Origin of the sequence: Herbaspirillum sp. ST 5-3 (assembly GCF_004804275.1) — a bacterium.
Taxonomy (GTDB): Bacteria; Pseudomonadota; Gammaproteobacteria; order Burkholderiales; family Burkholderiaceae_D; genus Noviherbaspirillum.
Genome location: NZ_STGI01000022.1, coordinates 20,069 through 34,328, shown reverse-complemented (window position 1 = coordinate 34,328; position 14,260 = coordinate 20,069). Strand labels below are relative to the sequence as shown.

The window sequence follows — 14,260 nt, the reverse complement described above, 5'->3', positions numbered from 1 at the left end:
ATCAGCCTTCTAAGCTGAGGGTCGCAGGTTCGATTCCTGCTGGGCAGGCCACTATCCATGCGGGTTTCGATCTTTTGTCGTGGTCCGCAATTTTACTCTTGGTCCGCAAAAATATCACTTAGCATCATTTTGTCGGCTCCACGATCTGGCCTTTCCGCAGGTAATGGCGCTTGGTCGTCTTGACATCGCTATGCCCCAAAAGATTGCTTGCCGCCTCGTCGCCGCGCATATCCGCCGTATCGTCGGCTGCCTTGGCGCGTAGGTCATAAAACCAAAATGCCTTTATGTCGTCAGCTAACTCGGGGTGTTTCTTTGCTGCATCTGCTCGCGCATCGTCAAAGTGATTCCGCAGCACGGCCTTTGTAAGCGCCTTTCCTTGAGTGTTGACGAGTAGAGTGGTTGCGTGGATCTTGTAGCCATCTTTTCGTGCTCGAATTCGTTTTAAGAGCGTATCCAGTTCACCAACGACGGTAATGCGAAGAGGCGTCTTTGTCTTCGCCTGCTTGATGACAAGATGTCCATCTTTGATGTTGTGCTCCGTCAACTTTAGTGCATCGGCAGGTCGTTGCCCGGTCAGGTAGGCAAGGTCCATTGCGTCTCTTAGCGGTTCGCTTCCAGCCTCCCATACAGCCTTGAAAATGGCGTCGTCAATGTAGACATCACGCTTCCCGAGTTTATGCCCCTTGATGCCGGCAGCAGGATTGGGAGCGTTGGTGTATTCCCATTCTCGCGCGCGATTCCACATCGCCGAAAATAGACGCTTGCAGCGATTTGCTGTCGTCGGCTTATCTTTGTACTTCGCAAGGAATTTGTGAACATGGCCGGGCTTTACGGCCTCCAGCGGGGCATCAGCGAAGTTCTTTTCCAAATACTTCAGGTCGGACTTCTGGACGCGAATCGTGTTTGCAGCCAGGGCCGGCAATACTTCGGCGCGATACTTCTTGATGACATCGCCAAACACGATGTCTCGGTTCGGCCTTCCAATCTGGTGCAGTTCCGAGTATTTCCGCAGGGCCGCAATAAAGTCGCCTCCCAATGGAATTTCACGGCGCGGCTTTTCCCCGGTGTCGTAGTAGTAATACACCTTTCCGCTGGCCTTTTCCCGCCTGCGCATCTGAGGCGGCAAGTTCAAATTCTTGGTCGGCTTTCGTCCCATGATCTATTCCGGAAGATCCCATTCCTTCTTGCGTGGAAGTTCCTTCTTTCCCTCAATTGCCGAGCGTGTCACTACCGGCTTTCCGCTAGCATTGATCCAGAATGGCAAGCCCATCTTCCGCAGAGTTTCGATCTGCTTCGACTTTATTTTACGCCCAGTCAACTCGGCAATCTCTGAGCTTTCAAGAAATACCGCGCTCATCATCTCTCCTTACTTCACAACCAATTTCAGCACTTCGCTGTGATGTCGCGATCCAAGAACGCGGATACCAGAAACCTCGCGGTAGTGGTGCTGGCTGCCAGTGTATGACGCCAAAACATAACGCTTGATGTCCTCCCAGTCTTCAGCGTCCATACCTTTTATGTAGTCGTGATTGATCTCGATAACTGTTCTGACGCTCATTCTCTACCCCTTCACATTCCACGCCCGCCGAGAGACGGCGATTACCTTCTTGACTGCTTGTTTCATGCGGCACAATCGGTGTATGACCACTCAACGAAGTCCTGCTTGTCCTCATCCCATAGCATCAGGCCCCCATGGCAGCAATCACTGACGAACACACGCTGTGACTTCGATTCAATGTCGCCATTCGGATGCTCAGTACGTGAATATTCGATGAACGATTCCTTTGGTTTGCATTCGCCACATCCCTTACTACAGCACCAAGACTGTCCGCTTGTTATCTTTGGAAGATAGCTCATTTCCTATCCCTTTCTCGTCGCTCTGCTGTGGATTTCATGCTGCTTGCGGACCTTTGCAAATCATGAAACCGATAGTGATTCAAACCAAGCCATAACATCGGCACGCTTCCAAGCGACCTTTCTGGCTCCAATCCTTACTGCTTTGGGGAACCTCCCGTGCTCTATCTGGTAGTAAAGCGTTGATCGCGGCATCGTTGTGAATTCAATCACCTCTCCCAATGTCATGAAATGATGACCACCGGCGGGCGCATTCACTTGCAAACCAGAACTTCGCAGCTGATCGTCGGTAAATCTTGCTTTGCTCATCCTTCCCTCCCTTCAATGCGGATTATGGACAGTAAGTCCGCGCTTCTGTAGTTCAGCACAGAACACGATGAGTCCAGCAAAGCACTCCTGATGCCGGTCTGAATTCGGCTTCTGAGCGGCAGCTTCAGCGAGATCGGATTCCGCCTGCTTGAATGCATCAACCAGTTCGCTATCTGTCATGGCAGACAAATAGCCATCAATATCAAATTCCTTCATCATTCCCTCCCTTGTGTGGCGAGATTGCCTTCCTGATGTGCTGCGCTGGTGGCAGCGGGCTTGGCTGCTTCAATGAACGCATCGTGGATCGCGTTCTTGACATGCTGTTGGTCATCTTCCTCGGCGAAATAGGATCGCGCGATGTGATCCAGCTGTGTCTCGGTCAGCGGCTCAATCATGTCCATGCCGCGCGGGTGTGAATGTTCCGGATTCGCAAAATGCCGGTCTATCAGCGGTTGCATCTTCTCCACCGCGCGCTTCAGGTCGCCTTCTGCGATGGAGGGCATGCGCACGATGATGTTGTGCGCCACAGCGAACAGATCACGAACCTCGACAGGGCAAGCCGGGCATTCATTGTTTGTCTGACCGCCAGCGCCCGCAGCATCCGTCCTATCCGCGCCACAGTTGCACGGCCCCTTGTCGCTACCGATGCGCGAGGATGAGTGCTGATGCTGTGCGGGGGCGGGCGATGCTTGCAGGGCGGCGTTGTATGTGGGCGGACTGCTTGGCTGCGTGTCGAGGAAATTGATTAAGTGTTGACAAGACAAATGTCCGTCTTTACCTAGTTTGTACACAAGGTATTTACGCCAGTAATGGGCCTCCCTTGCCTCTCGACGTTCCGCATCCTTCCCCGCCTCTTGCTGCGCTTGCGGTGCGGCGGGAAGCGGTTCATGCGGCCACCAATCAAGGAAATCTTGCTTGCTTGTGACAATCCAATCGCCGTACCCAACACACCGGCCATTGTTGTCGCAGATAGGTGTCTTATATCTCCACGCTACCGGCTCCTGCTCCACCTCCACCTTGGCGAGAGAGGCACTATCCTTCCCTGCGCTCTGTGCGGCGGTGGAAAGCGAATCGATGGCATCGCAAAGTATCCCGTACGAAGTAACTGCATCGGCTTTGGCGCGTTCGATCATTCCTCCGTTTCCAAGGCGTTCCCACTTAGCCACGCGAGCATTGGCTATCTGATTGAATTTTTCTTTCAACGCTTCAATCGCTACCTTCAGCTGATCGGTGTTATTCATGTCTACCTCCCATATTCCAGCTCCGCTCTGGCGCGGCATCCCATCGGCAAAAATCAATGAACGAGTCAAACCCATCGCCATACTCAAGAAAGCGCATGTACCGGGCCTGATGGCGGCTTGGCTTGCGCACCTTCCCCATATCGCCATATTCGACGTTGCTGGTCGGGTGGCAGTTGAAGACAACTCCGGGCTTGTCAGCATCGAAATTGACGCCGATGTAATGGCCCCGATCCTCTGCGATGATTCCAGGCTTGCCGCTCACCACAACCCGCCTGCCAATTGCAGCGGGGACTCCGTAGTAATCTCTAACGTATTCGCAAGACATCACCCCTCCTGTGTCGGTTGCGGTGATGCTCTGTCAATGCGCTCAATCTCAGCAACTATCAGAGCGGCAGCGCGGACAAGATCGCGGCGCGGGTTCTTCGGCTTCCACCAATGCTCAGCCCAACTGTCCGGCCATTCATATGGCATTTCATCTTCTGCATACCTTGCAATGCCTCCATCAGGATCGTCCAGTAGCCATGCTCGTCCAACATAATGTTCGATGTAGCACCGTGCCGCTTGTGCCAAACTGCGGTCATCGTGTTCGTCGTCATGTTTTTCCGTCCAGCCTTCGGCGCGAACTTGGCGCTCACGCTCTGCTGCGATTTCATCGATAACTTTTCTCATGTCTTACTCCTGTGTCGGTTGCGGGGCGGCTGGAAGCGGCAACCAGTGGGTGAATGCTTCAAGCACTTGGCCGCGAGACTCGCCAAAGCAGGACCAATAGCGGGAGTATCCAGACCAAGAGAGATAGCCGACTGCATGATGGTTGATTTCGAAATCTGCGCCTGTATTCCTCCAGCGTTCGACATCAACCAGAGCAACAGCCTGATGAAGATCCGGCAGCCGATCCTTCACGCTGATCCATTCCGGCACTCTCGGCGCTACGGAAGAGAGAAGAGCGCGGGCGAAGGCAATAACAACGTGCGCAATGTCTGTCCCTGGCTGCAAATACACGCGAAATTCTCCAGTCGCATCGTCAAACACACCGAGCACTTGGCCATCAGCGATTCGCAGAAGATCGTCATCCGTCAGGCTCCCCACCGGAGCGCGTTTGTTCCGGTCGGCGGCGATGGCGGCAAGGGCGCGGATAGCGTCGTCTTTCTCAAGCGTCCACCCTGTAAGCATGTTGTCGAGTTGTGTCAGCGCGCCGATGGTGTCAGGCAAAAGCCCGAAATCCGGCGAGGTTTCCGCGTAGTGGTCGCGCCATACTGCCCACGTCAGATGCCGGATATAGCCATCAACTGTCGTCGTATCGAACGTTTCAATCGTGCAGTCTTTTGCAAGCTCCGGCCCCGGCTGCGCTGCTTGCGAGAGGGCGGCAAGGGCGTAGGATTGCATTGCTTTTGCGCTGAATGCTGGATACGAATGGTCAGCAAAAGTAATATCTTGTTTTGGCAACTTCGGCAGTTCCGGCTCAAGTTTGGTATCGGTCATGATGTCGTGTCCCTCTCTTCCTCTATCTAGTAGCCCCTTCCAGCGGGGAGGGGATTGTTAGGCGGCTTTCAGAACTTCCCGCGAGCCGTTTCCATTCTCTGCGCTGACGACTCCGCTCTGCTCCATCAATTCAACCAGGCGCGCAGCGCGGTTGTATCCGATGTGCAGATGGCGCTGCACTAGCGAGATTGATGCGCGGCGGTTCTTCTTCACGATCTCAACGGCCTGCTCATAGAGCGGGTCAAAGTCGCCATCACTGAAGCCCGGAGACGGCTTTTCAGACGGTGCTTTCTCGCCACCAAAATCAAGCTCAGGTTGCGGATCGACGCTGATGTCGATCTCGTCCATGACGAACTCGGAAATGCGCGCTACTTCATCGCCTGAAGGTTGCAGACTGATTGAGAATTGCATCGTCACCTGGTTGCCGTCCTTCGGTTCGAGCTGGAACTTTCCTACCTCGATGCCGCCATAGCGCTGTCCGAGGATTTCGAGGTCGCAGTTCATCACCGCGTTGTGGAACTGGAGCGGCTTGAGCATCAGGTTCTTGACGGCGCCAGCATCGGTGAAGAGCACTTCCTTGATACCTTCGTGGAAGAAATCAAACATATCTGCGCTGGTCACGCACTGGAACTTGATGTCGATCGCCAGAACCTTGTCGTCGTCCGGGCCTTCCTTGCGCACGTTCAGATGGCGAATTTCGGCTTTACCCTTGTATTTGAACTTGTCCATGTACTCTATTCCGTTAGTGGGGTAGGGGTTAAGCGATAACAAGCCGATCAGACTTCACAATCCGCGCTCCTGGCACGTCCTCGCCTTTCTTGATTGCGTCGGCGATCGCTTTCTTGTCAGGCGCGGCAACGGGCGGCTTCGGTTCGGGAAGACGCATGTACTGCAGAGGAATCTGCTTCTCGTCGAACACGTCAACCTTTGCGTCGCGTTCAACGTACAGCTTCGCGCTGAACTCGGGGCAGCTAAGTTCAGTCGTGCCGGTGCGCTTCATCTGATCGGCAAGGTACTGGCGCAGACGCTTTGCACGGTTCTCCAGTGGCACGGCGCGCTTATCCATCGCTTCGGCGGCATCGTGGATCATCTGCGCTGTCTTCTCGCAGTTCAGGATGTAGGCCGTCACGCTCAGTCCCTTGCCCTCAAACTGAGCAAGGGCCGTCTCCAGTTCGGGCGAAATGCAGCCGTCATCGTCGATCTGATCGAGCAGGGGAGCGAGTTCGTCAGCGGCTTTGAAAAGAGAGATTGCTGTCATGTCAGGCTCCGATCAAAAAGGCACATCATCGGAAACGAAGTTATCCGGCGTGGAATACTGCTGGCGCTGCTGTTGCGGCTTGGCTTACGATTCCTCGCGCTTCCCGCCTTGCAGTTCGATTTCGTCAATGCGAATATCAGGGCTGAGTTGCTTTACGCCTTCTTTGTTCGTCCATTCGCGCAGCACCAGCGTTCCAAATGCGGTCACTTGCTGGCCCTTAGTAAGATGCGGCGCAAGTGCCTCACCGCGCTTACCCCAAATCTGGCAGTTAAACCAGTTGGTCGTTTTTTTGTCGCCGTAGCCAACATCGGAAGCAAGACGGAAGTTGGCGATTGCGTCTCCACTCGGAGTGAATCGAACCTCTGCGTCAGCTACAACGCGGCCTGTTGCGGTGATCTTGTTCATGCTGCTTTCCTTGTGGTGAGATAGTCGCGTTGCTTTTCGTATTCGGGCTTCAGAACTGTGCGTTGTGCATCATTGGCCTTCTTGTACGCTGCCGCCCACATTGCTTTCAGTGCGTCCAGATCGCCGCATTCGCGCATGGCAATCTTGATGTCTTCGATTTCGGAATCCTTCAAGCCTGTTTGTGCTACCTGCGGAACTGAGCGCGGCGCTTGTCTTGTAGCTTCCTTGGCGCTTCCTGTTTGGCCGTCGCCAGTGACAGCGTCAAGCGCGTCATGCTCAACGATTTCCATTGCCGTGACCCACAGATAACGACGCTGATACGTCTCGACCGCGCCGATGTTCTGCACTTCGTGGCATCCCTTGAGCGCAGCGGAACCCATCGGGGAGGTGAAAGAAATCTCGTCTTTCGTCTCGATGTCCACGATACGCAGCGTTGCAAGGTCGGCAGTGAAAGACATCACACCACACAAGCCGAGGTCGCTAAAAATGCCCTGCACCGCTGGCAAAAAGTCGCCAAGCTCGAAGTACTGATACCCGGCGAACTTGTTGTTGCCCGATTTCTTCAACTCCGTTCCTTGAAGCTTGATCCGGGCTTGCTGCAATTTTTGATATACGCTCATGTTCAATCTCCCAAAGTTGCTGTTCTTCCTGTTCTTGCTGCTGCCGGTAGTCGCTCATAACATCCTCAAGTCAGACTGCAAAACCGCTTCCCGCCCCTGCAGAACACGCTCGACGTGAAAATCGTTCTCGCGCTGCTTCCGGATGTGATCCAGGTGCATGCGGATGGCGGTCAGCTTTCGGCGCAACATCCAGCGGCGGAACAGCTTCAGCAGCGGATAGAGCGACAGCGAAAGAAGGGCGCGGGCGGTCATTCTTCTTCTCCTAGGGCTTTGCGAATGGCGGCGTCTGCCTTTTCAATCTCTACGTTCACATCGGGATACAAGTTCCCGTATTTAATGCGAACAAGCGCCCTCATGACTTGCAGCGATTCGAGTAGATCATGCGCGGTTACGATAAGGCGAGCGTTATGCTTGTATTGCTTGCGCAGTTCTGCGTCTTCAACATATCCGTGATTGCAGATAACTACGCCAAGTTCTTCAAGGTCGATTGCCCGAACGTGGATTTCACGAAGCTGTTTCATGCCGCCACCCCGGCCACAGCACTAGCAATCCAGTCCGACGATCCGCACAGAATGAACACAGCGGCAAGGCACAAGTATTCGAGTCTAGTTGTCATCAAATCCTCCAGAAGAGAACAACCACATTTGCAAGCCTGTCGCTGACCGTCCACAGAACAGCAGCGAGCAGGGCGAGAAGGGCGAAGGTGCGGGTCATGTCAGGATCTGCCATTCGATTCATCCAATGGACGCCACTCAGTCATAAATCCAAGTGGCTCATTGCTATTAAAGCGCTCGTTCCATTCGCCGTTATCGGAACGAGCGCGGATAAGTTGCCCGTGCGAAGGAAGCCTGTCGTTAAGGCTTATCCAGTCAAAATACTCATCAGCTAACACTCGCCCAACTCTTCCGACTGGATAGCAAGCCTTCGCCCCACAATGTAGGCACTTAATGAGCGAGCCGTTCTCATCGCTACTAACTTCTTTCATGACGCCGCCAAGATGGTTTTTGCAGTTGACGTGCCAAAAGCTATTTCCAACGCGATCAATTTCGACTTGTTTCGCTTCCATTTCCACCCTCCCAAGTGTTTGAATTCGGTTGTTGGCAACCGGGCTAACTTCGCTCTCTCGTGATTGAGCGCAATCTCTAAGCTGGGCGAACCATGCAGTTGTCACTTCTTCCGGTCCGGGTACTAGCCGGACAGTTCCGTTCATGCGGTTGCCAACACGACTGCGGACTGGACTATCGGACATAAGCGCGCCGGTATCGAATCCGGCATTCACCGCCAAGGACGCTTACTTGCGCTCCGCTGCGCTCATCCAATCCGCATGCGTGTTAGCCCTCGTCTCTCCGAGGTGCCTACAACACACAAGGCAGCTCTCAAATGTTCCGCATCTGTTCACTGTCTCAACCGAGGTTGATAAGTAAGAGCCGCCTTGTGTCTTGCCCCTCGTTTCGTGGGCAAGACGGCGCAGGGCGCACCTGGTTGAACTATCTTTTCCCGTACTTCGCCAGCTTCGTGATCGCTGTCAGCTCGTCTACAAACGCGTTGAATACGTATCCCGGCAAGCGCATCGGATCGTCCATGTAGTCAATCGCACAGGCTTGCAGGAGCTTGCTTGCCTTCTTCTGCTGGCCTAGTTCGTCATCGAAAAAGCCTGTCCCTGCAATCTTCGCTGCCATGTCGTCAAGTTCGGATTCATTGACCAGCAGCGGGGCAGGAGAAGACCATTCCTCATCCATGACTGTGCGATCCGCTTCGTCGCACAATTGAGCCTCGTACTCATGGGCGTTGCGGAATGCCAGTGATGGAGTCACGACTGCGGCCATGTTTGCGCCTCCACAAATTCACAGGATTCATTCAGGCTATACCATGTGTCTGGCTTGATTCCGTTGTCGCCAACCTTGCTGGAGCGGATATGGATCAGTTCACCATCATCATTGCGATAGCAGAGAGTGATTGCGCTTCCGGCTGGAGCACGCGCTTTACTTGCGCCGCCTACGGCAATCGCGACCGCGTGAAGAGATTTCCCGGTTAGATCGGGCTTGATTTCGCTGCTTGAACACCATCCAGTTGTAAGGCTGGCCGACCTGTTGCCAGTAGCGGACGATGCCGACCTGTAGCCAGTAGCGGACGATGCCGAACTGTCGCCAGTAGCGGACGATGCCGAACTGTTGCCAGTAGCGGACGATGCCGAACTGTCGCCAGTAGCGGACGATGCCGAACTGTCGCCAGTAGCGGACGATGCCGAACTGTTGCCAGTAGCGGACGATGCCGACCTGTCGCCAGTAGCGGACGATGCCGAACTGTAGCCAGTAGCGGACGATGCCGAACTGTTGCCAGTAGCGGACGATGCCGAACTGTTGCCAGTAGCGGACGATGCCGACCTGTCGCCAGTAGCGGACGATGCCGAACTGTAGCCAGTAGCGGACGATGCCGAACTGTTGCCAGTAGCGGACGATGCCGACCTGTAGCCAGTAGCGGACGATGCCGACCTGTCGCCAGTAGCGGACGATGCCGAACTGTAGCCAGTAGCGGACGATGCCGAACTGTCGCCAGTAGCGGACGATGCCGAACTGTTGCCAGTAGCGGACGATGCCGACCTGTCGCCAGTAGCGGACGATGCCGAACTGTAGCCAGTAGCGGACGATGCCGAACTGTTGCCAGTAGCGGACGATGCCGAACTGTTGCCAGTAGCGGACGATGCCGACCTGTCGCCAGTAGCGGACGATGCCGAACTGTAGCCAGTAGCGGACGATGCCGAACTGTTGCCAGTAGCGGACGATGCCGACCTGTAGCCAGTAGCGGACGATGCCGAACTGTAGCCAGTAGCGGACGATGCCGAACTGTTGCCAGTAGCGGACGATGCCGACCTGTCGCCAGTAGCGGACGATGCCGACCTGTCGCCAGTAGCGGACGATGCCGAACTGTTGCCAGTAGCATGTTCTGAAGTTGCTGGCTCGCAGCGGCTCCTAACGAACTCGAATGCTGCCGTAATCAACGCGGGAATGCTGATCTCAGCCTTGATGCTAATAGAGCGACTAGCAACCTTGCTGTCTTCGTCATGTCGCGAGAGATCGCCGCGTTGCTCTACGAGAGCAAACTTGCTGCTACCTGGCGCGTAATAATTGAATACGTCAAGCGGATACTCACAAGCGTGGAATCCGCCTGCACATGCCTCCACTTCGCCATCGTGCACGTACTCTTTGCCGATCTCGAACTGATAGCCACGGCATTGCATGCGCGCGTCGAATCCCTTATAGGAAATGATCGACTCTTCTTGCTCGGCAGATTTCTTTTTGCTGGCCTTCGCCATTTGCTCTCTCCCTGTTTGCGATGTGTTGCGGTATGGAAGAACTTTAGCAGGCTAAAGTAAAAGGCGCAAGCAAAATTAGCGGACTAAAGTAAATATTTTTATCCGGCTTTATTTAGGCAACAAAAAACCGGCTCGGGGCCGGTTGGGTGGGATATTTAGGCGAGGCCGGAAATGAAAAACCCTCCGCTAGGGGAGGGTTGAAAAGCAAAGGGCCATCATTTCTGACGGCCCCGGTATAGACGCCATGCTGGATTGCAATCTCCGCTGCATGACGGCCCCCGAAGGGGACTTGATCCGAGATGCTTTCGCAGAGCTCGATACAAATCAACTATATACGATCAAAGGTGCGAGGTCAAATGTGGCATGCCAAGGCCAAATAGCATGCACCGCCGAACCCTAGTCATCTCATCCTGAGTCAATGTTCGTACGTCATAAACCCGCTTCCCATTCTCAAGTTTTCCGTTAAAGGGAAGGGAAATTCTATCGAGTGACACGGTATAAACCATGTCTCCCTTGACCCATTGCAGCGGTGAGTCGTACGGCTCCGGAAGCGGCGGATCGACTTGCAAGGCGCAGTTATAGTCCCGCTGTGGCAAAGGAGCTGTTGTGCTGAGGGGCACAACGGTGCATAGCATGGGACGCATGCGCATGAAAGGCGTAACGATTACAGCCAGCCTGCGCTTTGTCATCTCGGGTTCATTTAAGCCTGTGAAGTCACAGATGACGATTGCTCCAAGACCCGGGTGGATTTTGATTGCCATTCTTATTCTTTTCTTCCTGCTTACCGCCTTCTCCGTGCGCACTGCCTCCGCTCTAGCGCCGATGATCGGGAGTGCACTATTTAGCAGTAAGGATTTCTTTTTGACGCGCCGAATACACGTCTTTTGAGAGCAACCCCTTGGAATACAGTTGCTTAAGTTCAGAAAGTTGCTGCTCGATTGACATGCTTGCTTGTTTTACGCGCCCGGTATCAGCCTGACTCTCTTGACGAGTAAGTAGCTCGCGTTCGGCGCGTGCGCTTTCTTCTCTTTCACGCTCTTGTGCGGCAACTTTATCTCGCTCAATGCGCGCCTCCAGTGGCTGGATATGAAGAGTCTCTAGCTTCTCTGCCCACACCATATTTCTTGACTTAAGCTGCTCAAGATAAGCACGCGCCCTGACTGGATCTCCTTTTCTAACATAGGATAGTGCGACGTTAAAATATGGCTGCCAACGGTCAGGCGCCCTCTCAATTAGCGTTGTCTGAGTAGCAATTACTCTATCGTAATCACCAACTTCAACCAGGCATGCGCCCAAGTTTAAATGGGCCTCAACATAGTCTGGCTTGAGTTCTAGAGCTTTTTCAAATTTTGGCACCGCCTCCCGGCAGCGATTGAGTTTCTGCAAAGCAAATCCATTTATATGCATCCAGTCTGGATTCTTTTCATCTGTTTTTAACCTAGCCTCTGATAGCTCAAGCAATCCTTTCCAGTCCTGCTTGCTCTCCATCTCATCGATAGCTTTTTTATCATTCTGCGAGAATAGTCCAAGTGGAACGAAAAAAAAGAACCAAGCATGGCTAACAGCCGGCTGTAGAAGAGAAAATGCCAAGAGCGTTGCTATAGTCATTTTTTTTGCGGACTTCATTTCCCCTCCAAGTTTAAATAATTTGGCCTGTCCATCATCGAAGGACTTCGCCCACAGCACATTTGACATTAATCATTGTCTTGGAGAAATACCATATCTATGGTAATTCCATCCCAACCACAGATGGCGGGAATGCATCTACTTAGAATTACTTGTCCAAGATCAATTATTTCCCCTAACTCTTACCATGTTTATGGGTTTGCCCATCATTCCCTGATGCAATATACTGTGTATACATACAGTGCTTGCTCTCCGCTTGGTCGTGGTCAACAGATTCAGAACCGCAAGCCAAAAGTTATATTTCTTAACTGAAACTATTCTGAATGGGTATGGCCTCATATCCATGACTGCGGGGGAGACATGAAGAACCAAAGGGAAGAGGCGTTAGTCATTGCATTTCGCAAGCTTGGGGGCGAGCAGCAGGATTTCTACTTAGATGCTATCTGCGATTGCGCTAGAGAAATTGACGAATCTCGACCAAGATTGCGGCTAGTCGCCTCCAACCCCGCTCTTATCAGTAGGCCTAGCCTTAACCGCCTTGTCGAGGGATCGTAACACTTCCTTCCGTACGATTTTTGATGCATTCCCAAATAACATTATCAACTTAGCGTAAGTCTCCGGGCTTGGGGTTTCGTCGTCCTGGTTTGCTGCCAATTGCATATGTTGTGGCTGTGGTTTTTTGTAATCCCGCCTATATTTAGGTTGCTTCCCGTCAACGATCCAGTCAAGGCTGAAATGCGTTCTCGACATGGCGATAAGCGGCTTGGCCCCTAGCTTTGTCGTTCCGGAAAACCATTGCGACACAAGCCCCTCAGAAACATCGCAGAACGTCGCCAAGTCCTTTGGCGATTCTATCTGCAGTTCCTTCATTACTTCTTTTAGGCGCTCGCCGAGCGGAGTTGTTTTCATATTTTTAGCACTCTAAACAAAAGTTGCTTTAGCGTGCTTGCGCTTTTGACTTTAGTGCGCTAAAGTAAGAGACATATGGACGCTCAAACATTAGCAATCACCATCATCGAGAGGCTTGGGGGAACTGCCGCCACAGCCGAACTGTGCGAGGTAACGCCTGGCGCTGTCTCCCAGTGGAAAAAAGAAACAGGGATTCCAAAGAGTCAGCTCAAGTTCTTGCGGGCTATTCGTCCCGACGTTTTCGACGACCGGCGCAAAAACAGTATTGCCTCTGGCAAAAAGCGTCGCCCCACGGACAACAAGAGTTAAACCAGGGCTTGCGGCGGTCGCGGAAATGTGACCGCCGATTTTTTTACCCTGAGCAAGAAGATTGATGCAGCGCAGAGAAGTTTGAAGTTGAGGGAACTGTTTCATAGCGTTTGTTTGTGACGTTGCGATGTAGACAGTTTCCTTTTTATTTGCCCAAACAGGGTACACAAGTCAGTTCAAATGTTTTGAAGACCATGCAAAAAGACCAATTCGAACTAGCTCTTGCAAGGCCCGCGCAAAAGGCAGCGGTCACGATTGAAACGATCCGCACGCAGCGGACAAGTGCCGCCGCATTCAGCTTGGCGTGCAACGTGTCGGGGCTGGAAGACAAGGAAATTTACCTTGCTCTGGACATTGACGCTGGCTACTTCAGCAACATCAAGAAGGGCAAGGCAACGCTGCAAGGCGATCTGGTCGCGAAGTTCTGCGACGTGGTTGGAAACACTATTTATCTCGAATGGCTGGCGTTTCAGATTGGCTGCACGCTAATGATGATTAAGTCCGAAGCCGAACGCCGCGCCGAGGCAGAGCGGGAGCTGCGCGTTAAGGCTGAAGAGGAAAACCGCCTGTTGCGCTCCCTGCTGATCGGGAAGTCAGCATGATCAACCCCGTCGCACGCGTCGTTTTCTGGCTGTCTTTCGCGTGCCTGTTCATGACAGTTGCTTCAGTGCTTGCCTAGGAGGCGAACCATGCGAGACGCAATCTGTGCCTTTGCTCCGATGCCTGAACCGGAATATGTGCCGAACAAGATCGGCGCTCAATTGAAATGGCCGGTCGATCGTCTGGAAGTCGGTGGCCCTGCGATTTGGGTTCCGCTGGATCAAGCAAATGCGGCACGGCTTTCTGCCTTCAATTACGGAATCCGGCAAAACAAAATTTTTCGCTCCAAGAAGTGTGGGGCATTCATTCGCATCTGGCGCATTAAATAGGGGATGAG

At 53.3% G+C, this 14,260-nt stretch carries 22 protein-coding genes and 1 pseudogene; 3 read left to right on the top strand and 20 right to left on the bottom strand.

Translation table 11 applies throughout. From position 1 onward, the window contains the following. Positions 1 to 124: 124 nt before the first annotated feature. The 17 genes and pseudogenes from E6W33_RS26240 to E6W33_RS26160 form a co-directional block, all read right to left on the bottom strand. Positions 125 to 1,156: a tyrosine-type recombinase/integrase gene (locus tag E6W33_RS26240; RefSeq protein ID WP_136420337.1), complete on the bottom strand. Its 1,032-nt coding sequence runs from the start codon at positions 1,154 to 1,156 to the stop codon at positions 125 to 127. A gap of 3 nt (positions 1,157 to 1,159) precedes the next feature. Then, positions 1,160 to 1,360 carry a DUF4224 domain-containing protein gene (locus tag E6W33_RS26235; protein WP_136420336.1) on the bottom strand — a complete coding sequence of 67 codons (201 nt, stop codon included), beginning with the start codon at positions 1,358 to 1,360 and terminating at the stop codon, positions 1,160 to 1,162. A gap of 6 nt (positions 1,361 to 1,366) precedes the next feature. After that, positions 1,367 to 1,558, bottom strand: a complete 192-nt coding sequence (locus tag E6W33_RS26230) for a hypothetical protein (protein ID WP_136420335.1) — start codon at positions 1,556 to 1,558, stop codon at positions 1,367 to 1,369. Between the two features lie 359 nt (positions 1,559 to 1,917). Then, positions 1,918 to 2,163: an AlpA family phage regulatory protein gene (locus E6W33_RS26225; protein WP_247869802.1), complete on the bottom strand. Its 246-nt coding sequence runs from the start codon at positions 2,161 to 2,163 to the stop codon at positions 1,918 to 1,920. Positions 2,164 to 2,175: 12 nt separating this feature from the next. Next, positions 2,176 to 2,382 (bottom strand): hypothetical protein, encoded by a 207-nt coding sequence (locus E6W33_RS26220; protein WP_136420334.1) that lies wholly within the window; start codon positions 2,380 to 2,382, stop codon positions 2,176 to 2,178. Beyond that, complete coding sequence (locus E6W33_RS26215) at positions 2,379 to 3,404, bottom strand: hypothetical protein (RefSeq protein WP_136420333.1); 1,026 nt, start codon at positions 3,402 to 3,404, stop codon at positions 2,379 to 2,381. The genes E6W33_RS26220 and E6W33_RS26215 overlap by 4 nt, the downstream gene beginning before the upstream one ends. After that, positions 3,397 to 3,729 carry a hypothetical protein gene (locus tag E6W33_RS26210; protein WP_136420332.1) on the bottom strand — a complete coding sequence of 111 codons (333 nt, stop codon included), beginning with the start codon at positions 3,727 to 3,729 and terminating at the stop codon, positions 3,397 to 3,399. Before E6W33_RS26210 ends, E6W33_RS26215 begins: the two co-directional genes overlap by 8 nt. Further along, positions 3,729 to 4,073 (bottom strand): hypothetical protein, encoded by a 345-nt coding sequence (locus tag E6W33_RS26205; RefSeq protein WP_136420331.1) that lies wholly within the window; start codon positions 4,071 to 4,073, stop codon positions 3,729 to 3,731. Before E6W33_RS26205 ends, E6W33_RS26210 begins: the two co-directional genes overlap by 1 nt. A gap of 3 nt (positions 4,074 to 4,076) precedes the next feature. Next, a complete protein-coding gene (locus tag E6W33_RS26200) occupies positions 4,077 to 4,883 on the bottom strand; it encodes a DUF551 domain-containing protein (RefSeq protein ID WP_136420330.1) in 807 nt (268 codons plus the stop codon). Between the two features lie 57 nt (positions 4,884 to 4,940). Next, positions 4,941 to 5,138: pseudogene (locus E6W33_RS27710) on the bottom strand (DNA translocase FtsK); the annotation flags it as partial. A gap of 502 nt (positions 5,139 to 5,640) precedes the next feature. Next, positions 5,641 to 6,141, bottom strand: a complete 501-nt coding sequence (locus E6W33_RS26190) for a siphovirus Gp157 family protein (protein WP_136420328.1) — start codon at positions 6,139 to 6,141, stop codon at positions 5,641 to 5,643. Between the two features lie 84 nt (positions 6,142 to 6,225). After that, entirely contained in the window at positions 6,226 to 6,546 is a 321-nt protein-coding gene (locus tag E6W33_RS26185) for a single-stranded DNA-binding protein (protein ID WP_136420327.1), read from the bottom strand. Beyond that, positions 6,543 to 7,166 carry an ERF family protein gene (locus E6W33_RS26180; protein WP_136420326.1) on the bottom strand — a complete coding sequence of 208 codons (624 nt, stop codon included), beginning with the start codon at positions 7,164 to 7,166 and terminating at the stop codon, positions 6,543 to 6,545. The genes E6W33_RS26185 and E6W33_RS26180 overlap by 4 nt, the downstream gene beginning before the upstream one ends. 54 nt (positions 7,167 to 7,220) lie before the next feature. Then, on the bottom strand, positions 7,221 to 7,418 hold the full coding sequence (locus E6W33_RS26175; RefSeq protein ID WP_136420325.1) for a hypothetical protein: 198 nt from the start codon (positions 7,416 to 7,418) through the stop codon (positions 7,221 to 7,223). Further along, a complete protein-coding gene (locus E6W33_RS26170) occupies positions 7,415 to 7,687 on the bottom strand; it encodes a hypothetical protein (protein WP_136420324.1) in 273 nt (90 codons plus the stop codon). The genes E6W33_RS26175 and E6W33_RS26170 overlap by 4 nt, the downstream gene beginning before the upstream one ends. A 194-nt stretch (positions 7,688 to 7,881) precedes the next feature. Next, a complete protein-coding gene (locus tag E6W33_RS26165) occupies positions 7,882 to 8,232 on the bottom strand; it encodes a hypothetical protein (RefSeq protein WP_136420323.1) in 351 nt (116 codons plus the stop codon). Positions 8,233 to 8,653: 421 nt separating this feature from the next. Beyond that, positions 8,654 to 8,992, bottom strand: coding sequence for a hypothetical protein (locus E6W33_RS26160; protein WP_136420322.1), 339 nt, complete (start codon positions 8,990 to 8,992; stop codon positions 8,654 to 8,656). Between the two features lie 345 nt (positions 8,993 to 9,337). Here E6W33_RS26160 and E6W33_RS27200 point away from each other — a divergent pair, with 345 nt between their 5' ends. Then, positions 9,338 to 9,475 carry a hypothetical protein gene (locus E6W33_RS27200; RefSeq protein ID WP_168798775.1) on the top strand — a complete coding sequence of 46 codons (138 nt, stop codon included), beginning with the start codon at positions 9,338 to 9,340 and terminating at the stop codon, positions 9,473 to 9,475. A 1,841-nt stretch (positions 9,476 to 11,316) separates the two neighbouring features. Here the strand turns inward: E6W33_RS27200 and E6W33_RS26145 are convergent. From E6W33_RS26145 to E6W33_RS27195, 3 genes are all read right to left on the bottom strand, one after another. After that, on the bottom strand, positions 11,317 to 12,174 hold the full coding sequence (locus E6W33_RS26145) for a tetratricopeptide repeat protein (RefSeq protein ID WP_136420319.1): 858 nt from the start codon (positions 12,172 to 12,174) through the stop codon (positions 11,317 to 11,319). A gap of 420 nt (positions 12,175 to 12,594) precedes the next feature. Further along, entirely contained in the window at positions 12,595 to 13,014 is a 420-nt protein-coding gene (locus E6W33_RS26140) for a helix-turn-helix transcriptional regulator (protein ID WP_136420318.1), read from the bottom strand. Between the two features lie 90 nt (positions 13,015 to 13,104). After that, complete coding sequence (locus E6W33_RS27195; protein WP_168798774.1) at positions 13,105 to 13,428, bottom strand: hypothetical protein; 324 nt, start codon at positions 13,426 to 13,428, stop codon at positions 13,105 to 13,107. A gap of 89 nt (positions 13,429 to 13,517) precedes the next feature. Between E6W33_RS27195 and E6W33_RS26130 the strand changes: the two genes are divergently transcribed. Then, positions 13,518 to 13,925 (top strand): transcriptional regulator, encoded by a 408-nt coding sequence (locus E6W33_RS26130; RefSeq protein ID WP_136420339.1) that lies wholly within the window; start codon positions 13,518 to 13,520, stop codon positions 13,923 to 13,925. 87 nt (positions 13,926 to 14,012) lie between these two features. Beyond that, positions 14,013 to 14,252, top strand: coding sequence for a hypothetical protein (locus E6W33_RS26125; RefSeq protein ID WP_136420316.1), 240 nt, complete (start codon positions 14,013 to 14,015; stop codon positions 14,250 to 14,252). The last annotated feature ends 8 nt before the right edge of the window (positions 14,253 to 14,260 follow it).

Coding starts and splice junctions, on each gene's coding strand:
- E6W33_RS26240 (WP_136420337.1), bottom strand. CDS start 1,156: ATGGGACGAAAGCCGACCAAGAATTTGAACTTGCCGCCTCAGATGCGC.
- E6W33_RS26235 (WP_136420336.1), bottom strand. CDS start 1,360: ATGATGAGCGCGGTATTTCTTGAAAGCTCAGAGATTGCCGAGTTGACT.
- E6W33_RS26230 (WP_136420335.1), bottom strand. CDS start 1,558: ATGAGCGTCAGAACAGTTATCGAGATCAATCACGACTACATAAAAGGT.
- E6W33_RS26225 (WP_247869802.1), bottom strand. CDS start 2,163: ATGAGCAAAGCAAGATTTACCGACGATCAGCTGCGAAGTTCTGGTTTG.
- E6W33_RS26220 (WP_136420334.1), bottom strand. CDS start 2,382: ATGATGAAGGAATTTGATATTGATGGCTATTTGTCTGCCATGACAGAT.
- E6W33_RS26215 (WP_136420333.1), bottom strand. CDS start 3,404: ATGAATAACACCGATCAGCTGAAGGTAGCGATTGAAGCGTTGAAAGAA.
- E6W33_RS26210 (WP_136420332.1), bottom strand. CDS start 3,729: ATGTCTTGCGAATACGTTAGAGATTACTACGGAGTCCCCGCTGCAATT.
- E6W33_RS26205 (WP_136420331.1), bottom strand. CDS start 4,073: ATGAGAAAAGTTATCGATGAAATCGCAGCAGAGCGTGAGCGCCAAGTT.
- E6W33_RS26200 (WP_136420330.1), bottom strand. CDS start 4,883: ATGACCGATACCAAACTTGAGCCGGAACTGCCGAAGTTGCCAAAACAA.
- E6W33_RS26190 (WP_136420328.1), bottom strand. CDS start 6,141: ATGACAGCAATCTCTCTTTTCAAAGCCGCTGACGAACTCGCTCCCCTG.
- E6W33_RS26185 (WP_136420327.1), bottom strand. CDS start 6,546: ATGAACAAGATCACCGCAACAGGCCGCGTTGTAGCTGACGCAGAGGTT.
- E6W33_RS26180 (WP_136420326.1), bottom strand. CDS start 7,166: ATGAGCGTATATCAAAAATTGCAGCAAGCCCGGATCAAGCTTCAAGGA.
- E6W33_RS26175 (WP_136420325.1), bottom strand. CDS start 7,418: ATGACCGCCCGCGCCCTTCTTTCGCTGTCGCTCTATCCGCTGCTGAAG.
- E6W33_RS26170 (WP_136420324.1), bottom strand. CDS start 7,687: ATGAAACAGCTTCGTGAAATCCACGTTCGGGCAATCGACCTTGAAGAA.
- E6W33_RS26165 (WP_136420323.1), bottom strand. CDS start 8,232: ATGGAAGCGAAACAAGTCGAAATTGATCGCGTTGGAAATAGCTTTTGG.
- E6W33_RS26160 (WP_136420322.1), bottom strand. CDS start 8,992: ATGGCCGCAGTCGTGACTCCATCACTGGCATTCCGCAACGCCCATGAG.
- E6W33_RS26145 (WP_136420319.1), bottom strand. CDS start 12,174: ATGTCAAATGTGCTGTGGGCGAAGTCCTTCGATGATGGACAGGCCAAA.
- E6W33_RS26140 (WP_136420318.1), bottom strand. CDS start 13,014: ATGAAAACAACTCCGCTCGGCGAGCGCCTAAAAGAAGTAATGAAGGAA.
- E6W33_RS27195 (WP_168798774.1), bottom strand. CDS start 13,428: ATGAAACAGTTCCCTCAACTTCAAACTTCTCTGCGCTGCATCAATCTT.
- E6W33_RS26130 (WP_136420339.1), top strand. CDS start 13,518: ATGCAAAAAGACCAATTCGAACTAGCTCTTGCAAGGCCCGCGCAAAAG.
- E6W33_RS26125 (WP_136420316.1), top strand. CDS start 14,013: ATGCGAGACGCAATCTGTGCCTTTGCTCCGATGCCTGAACCGGAATAT.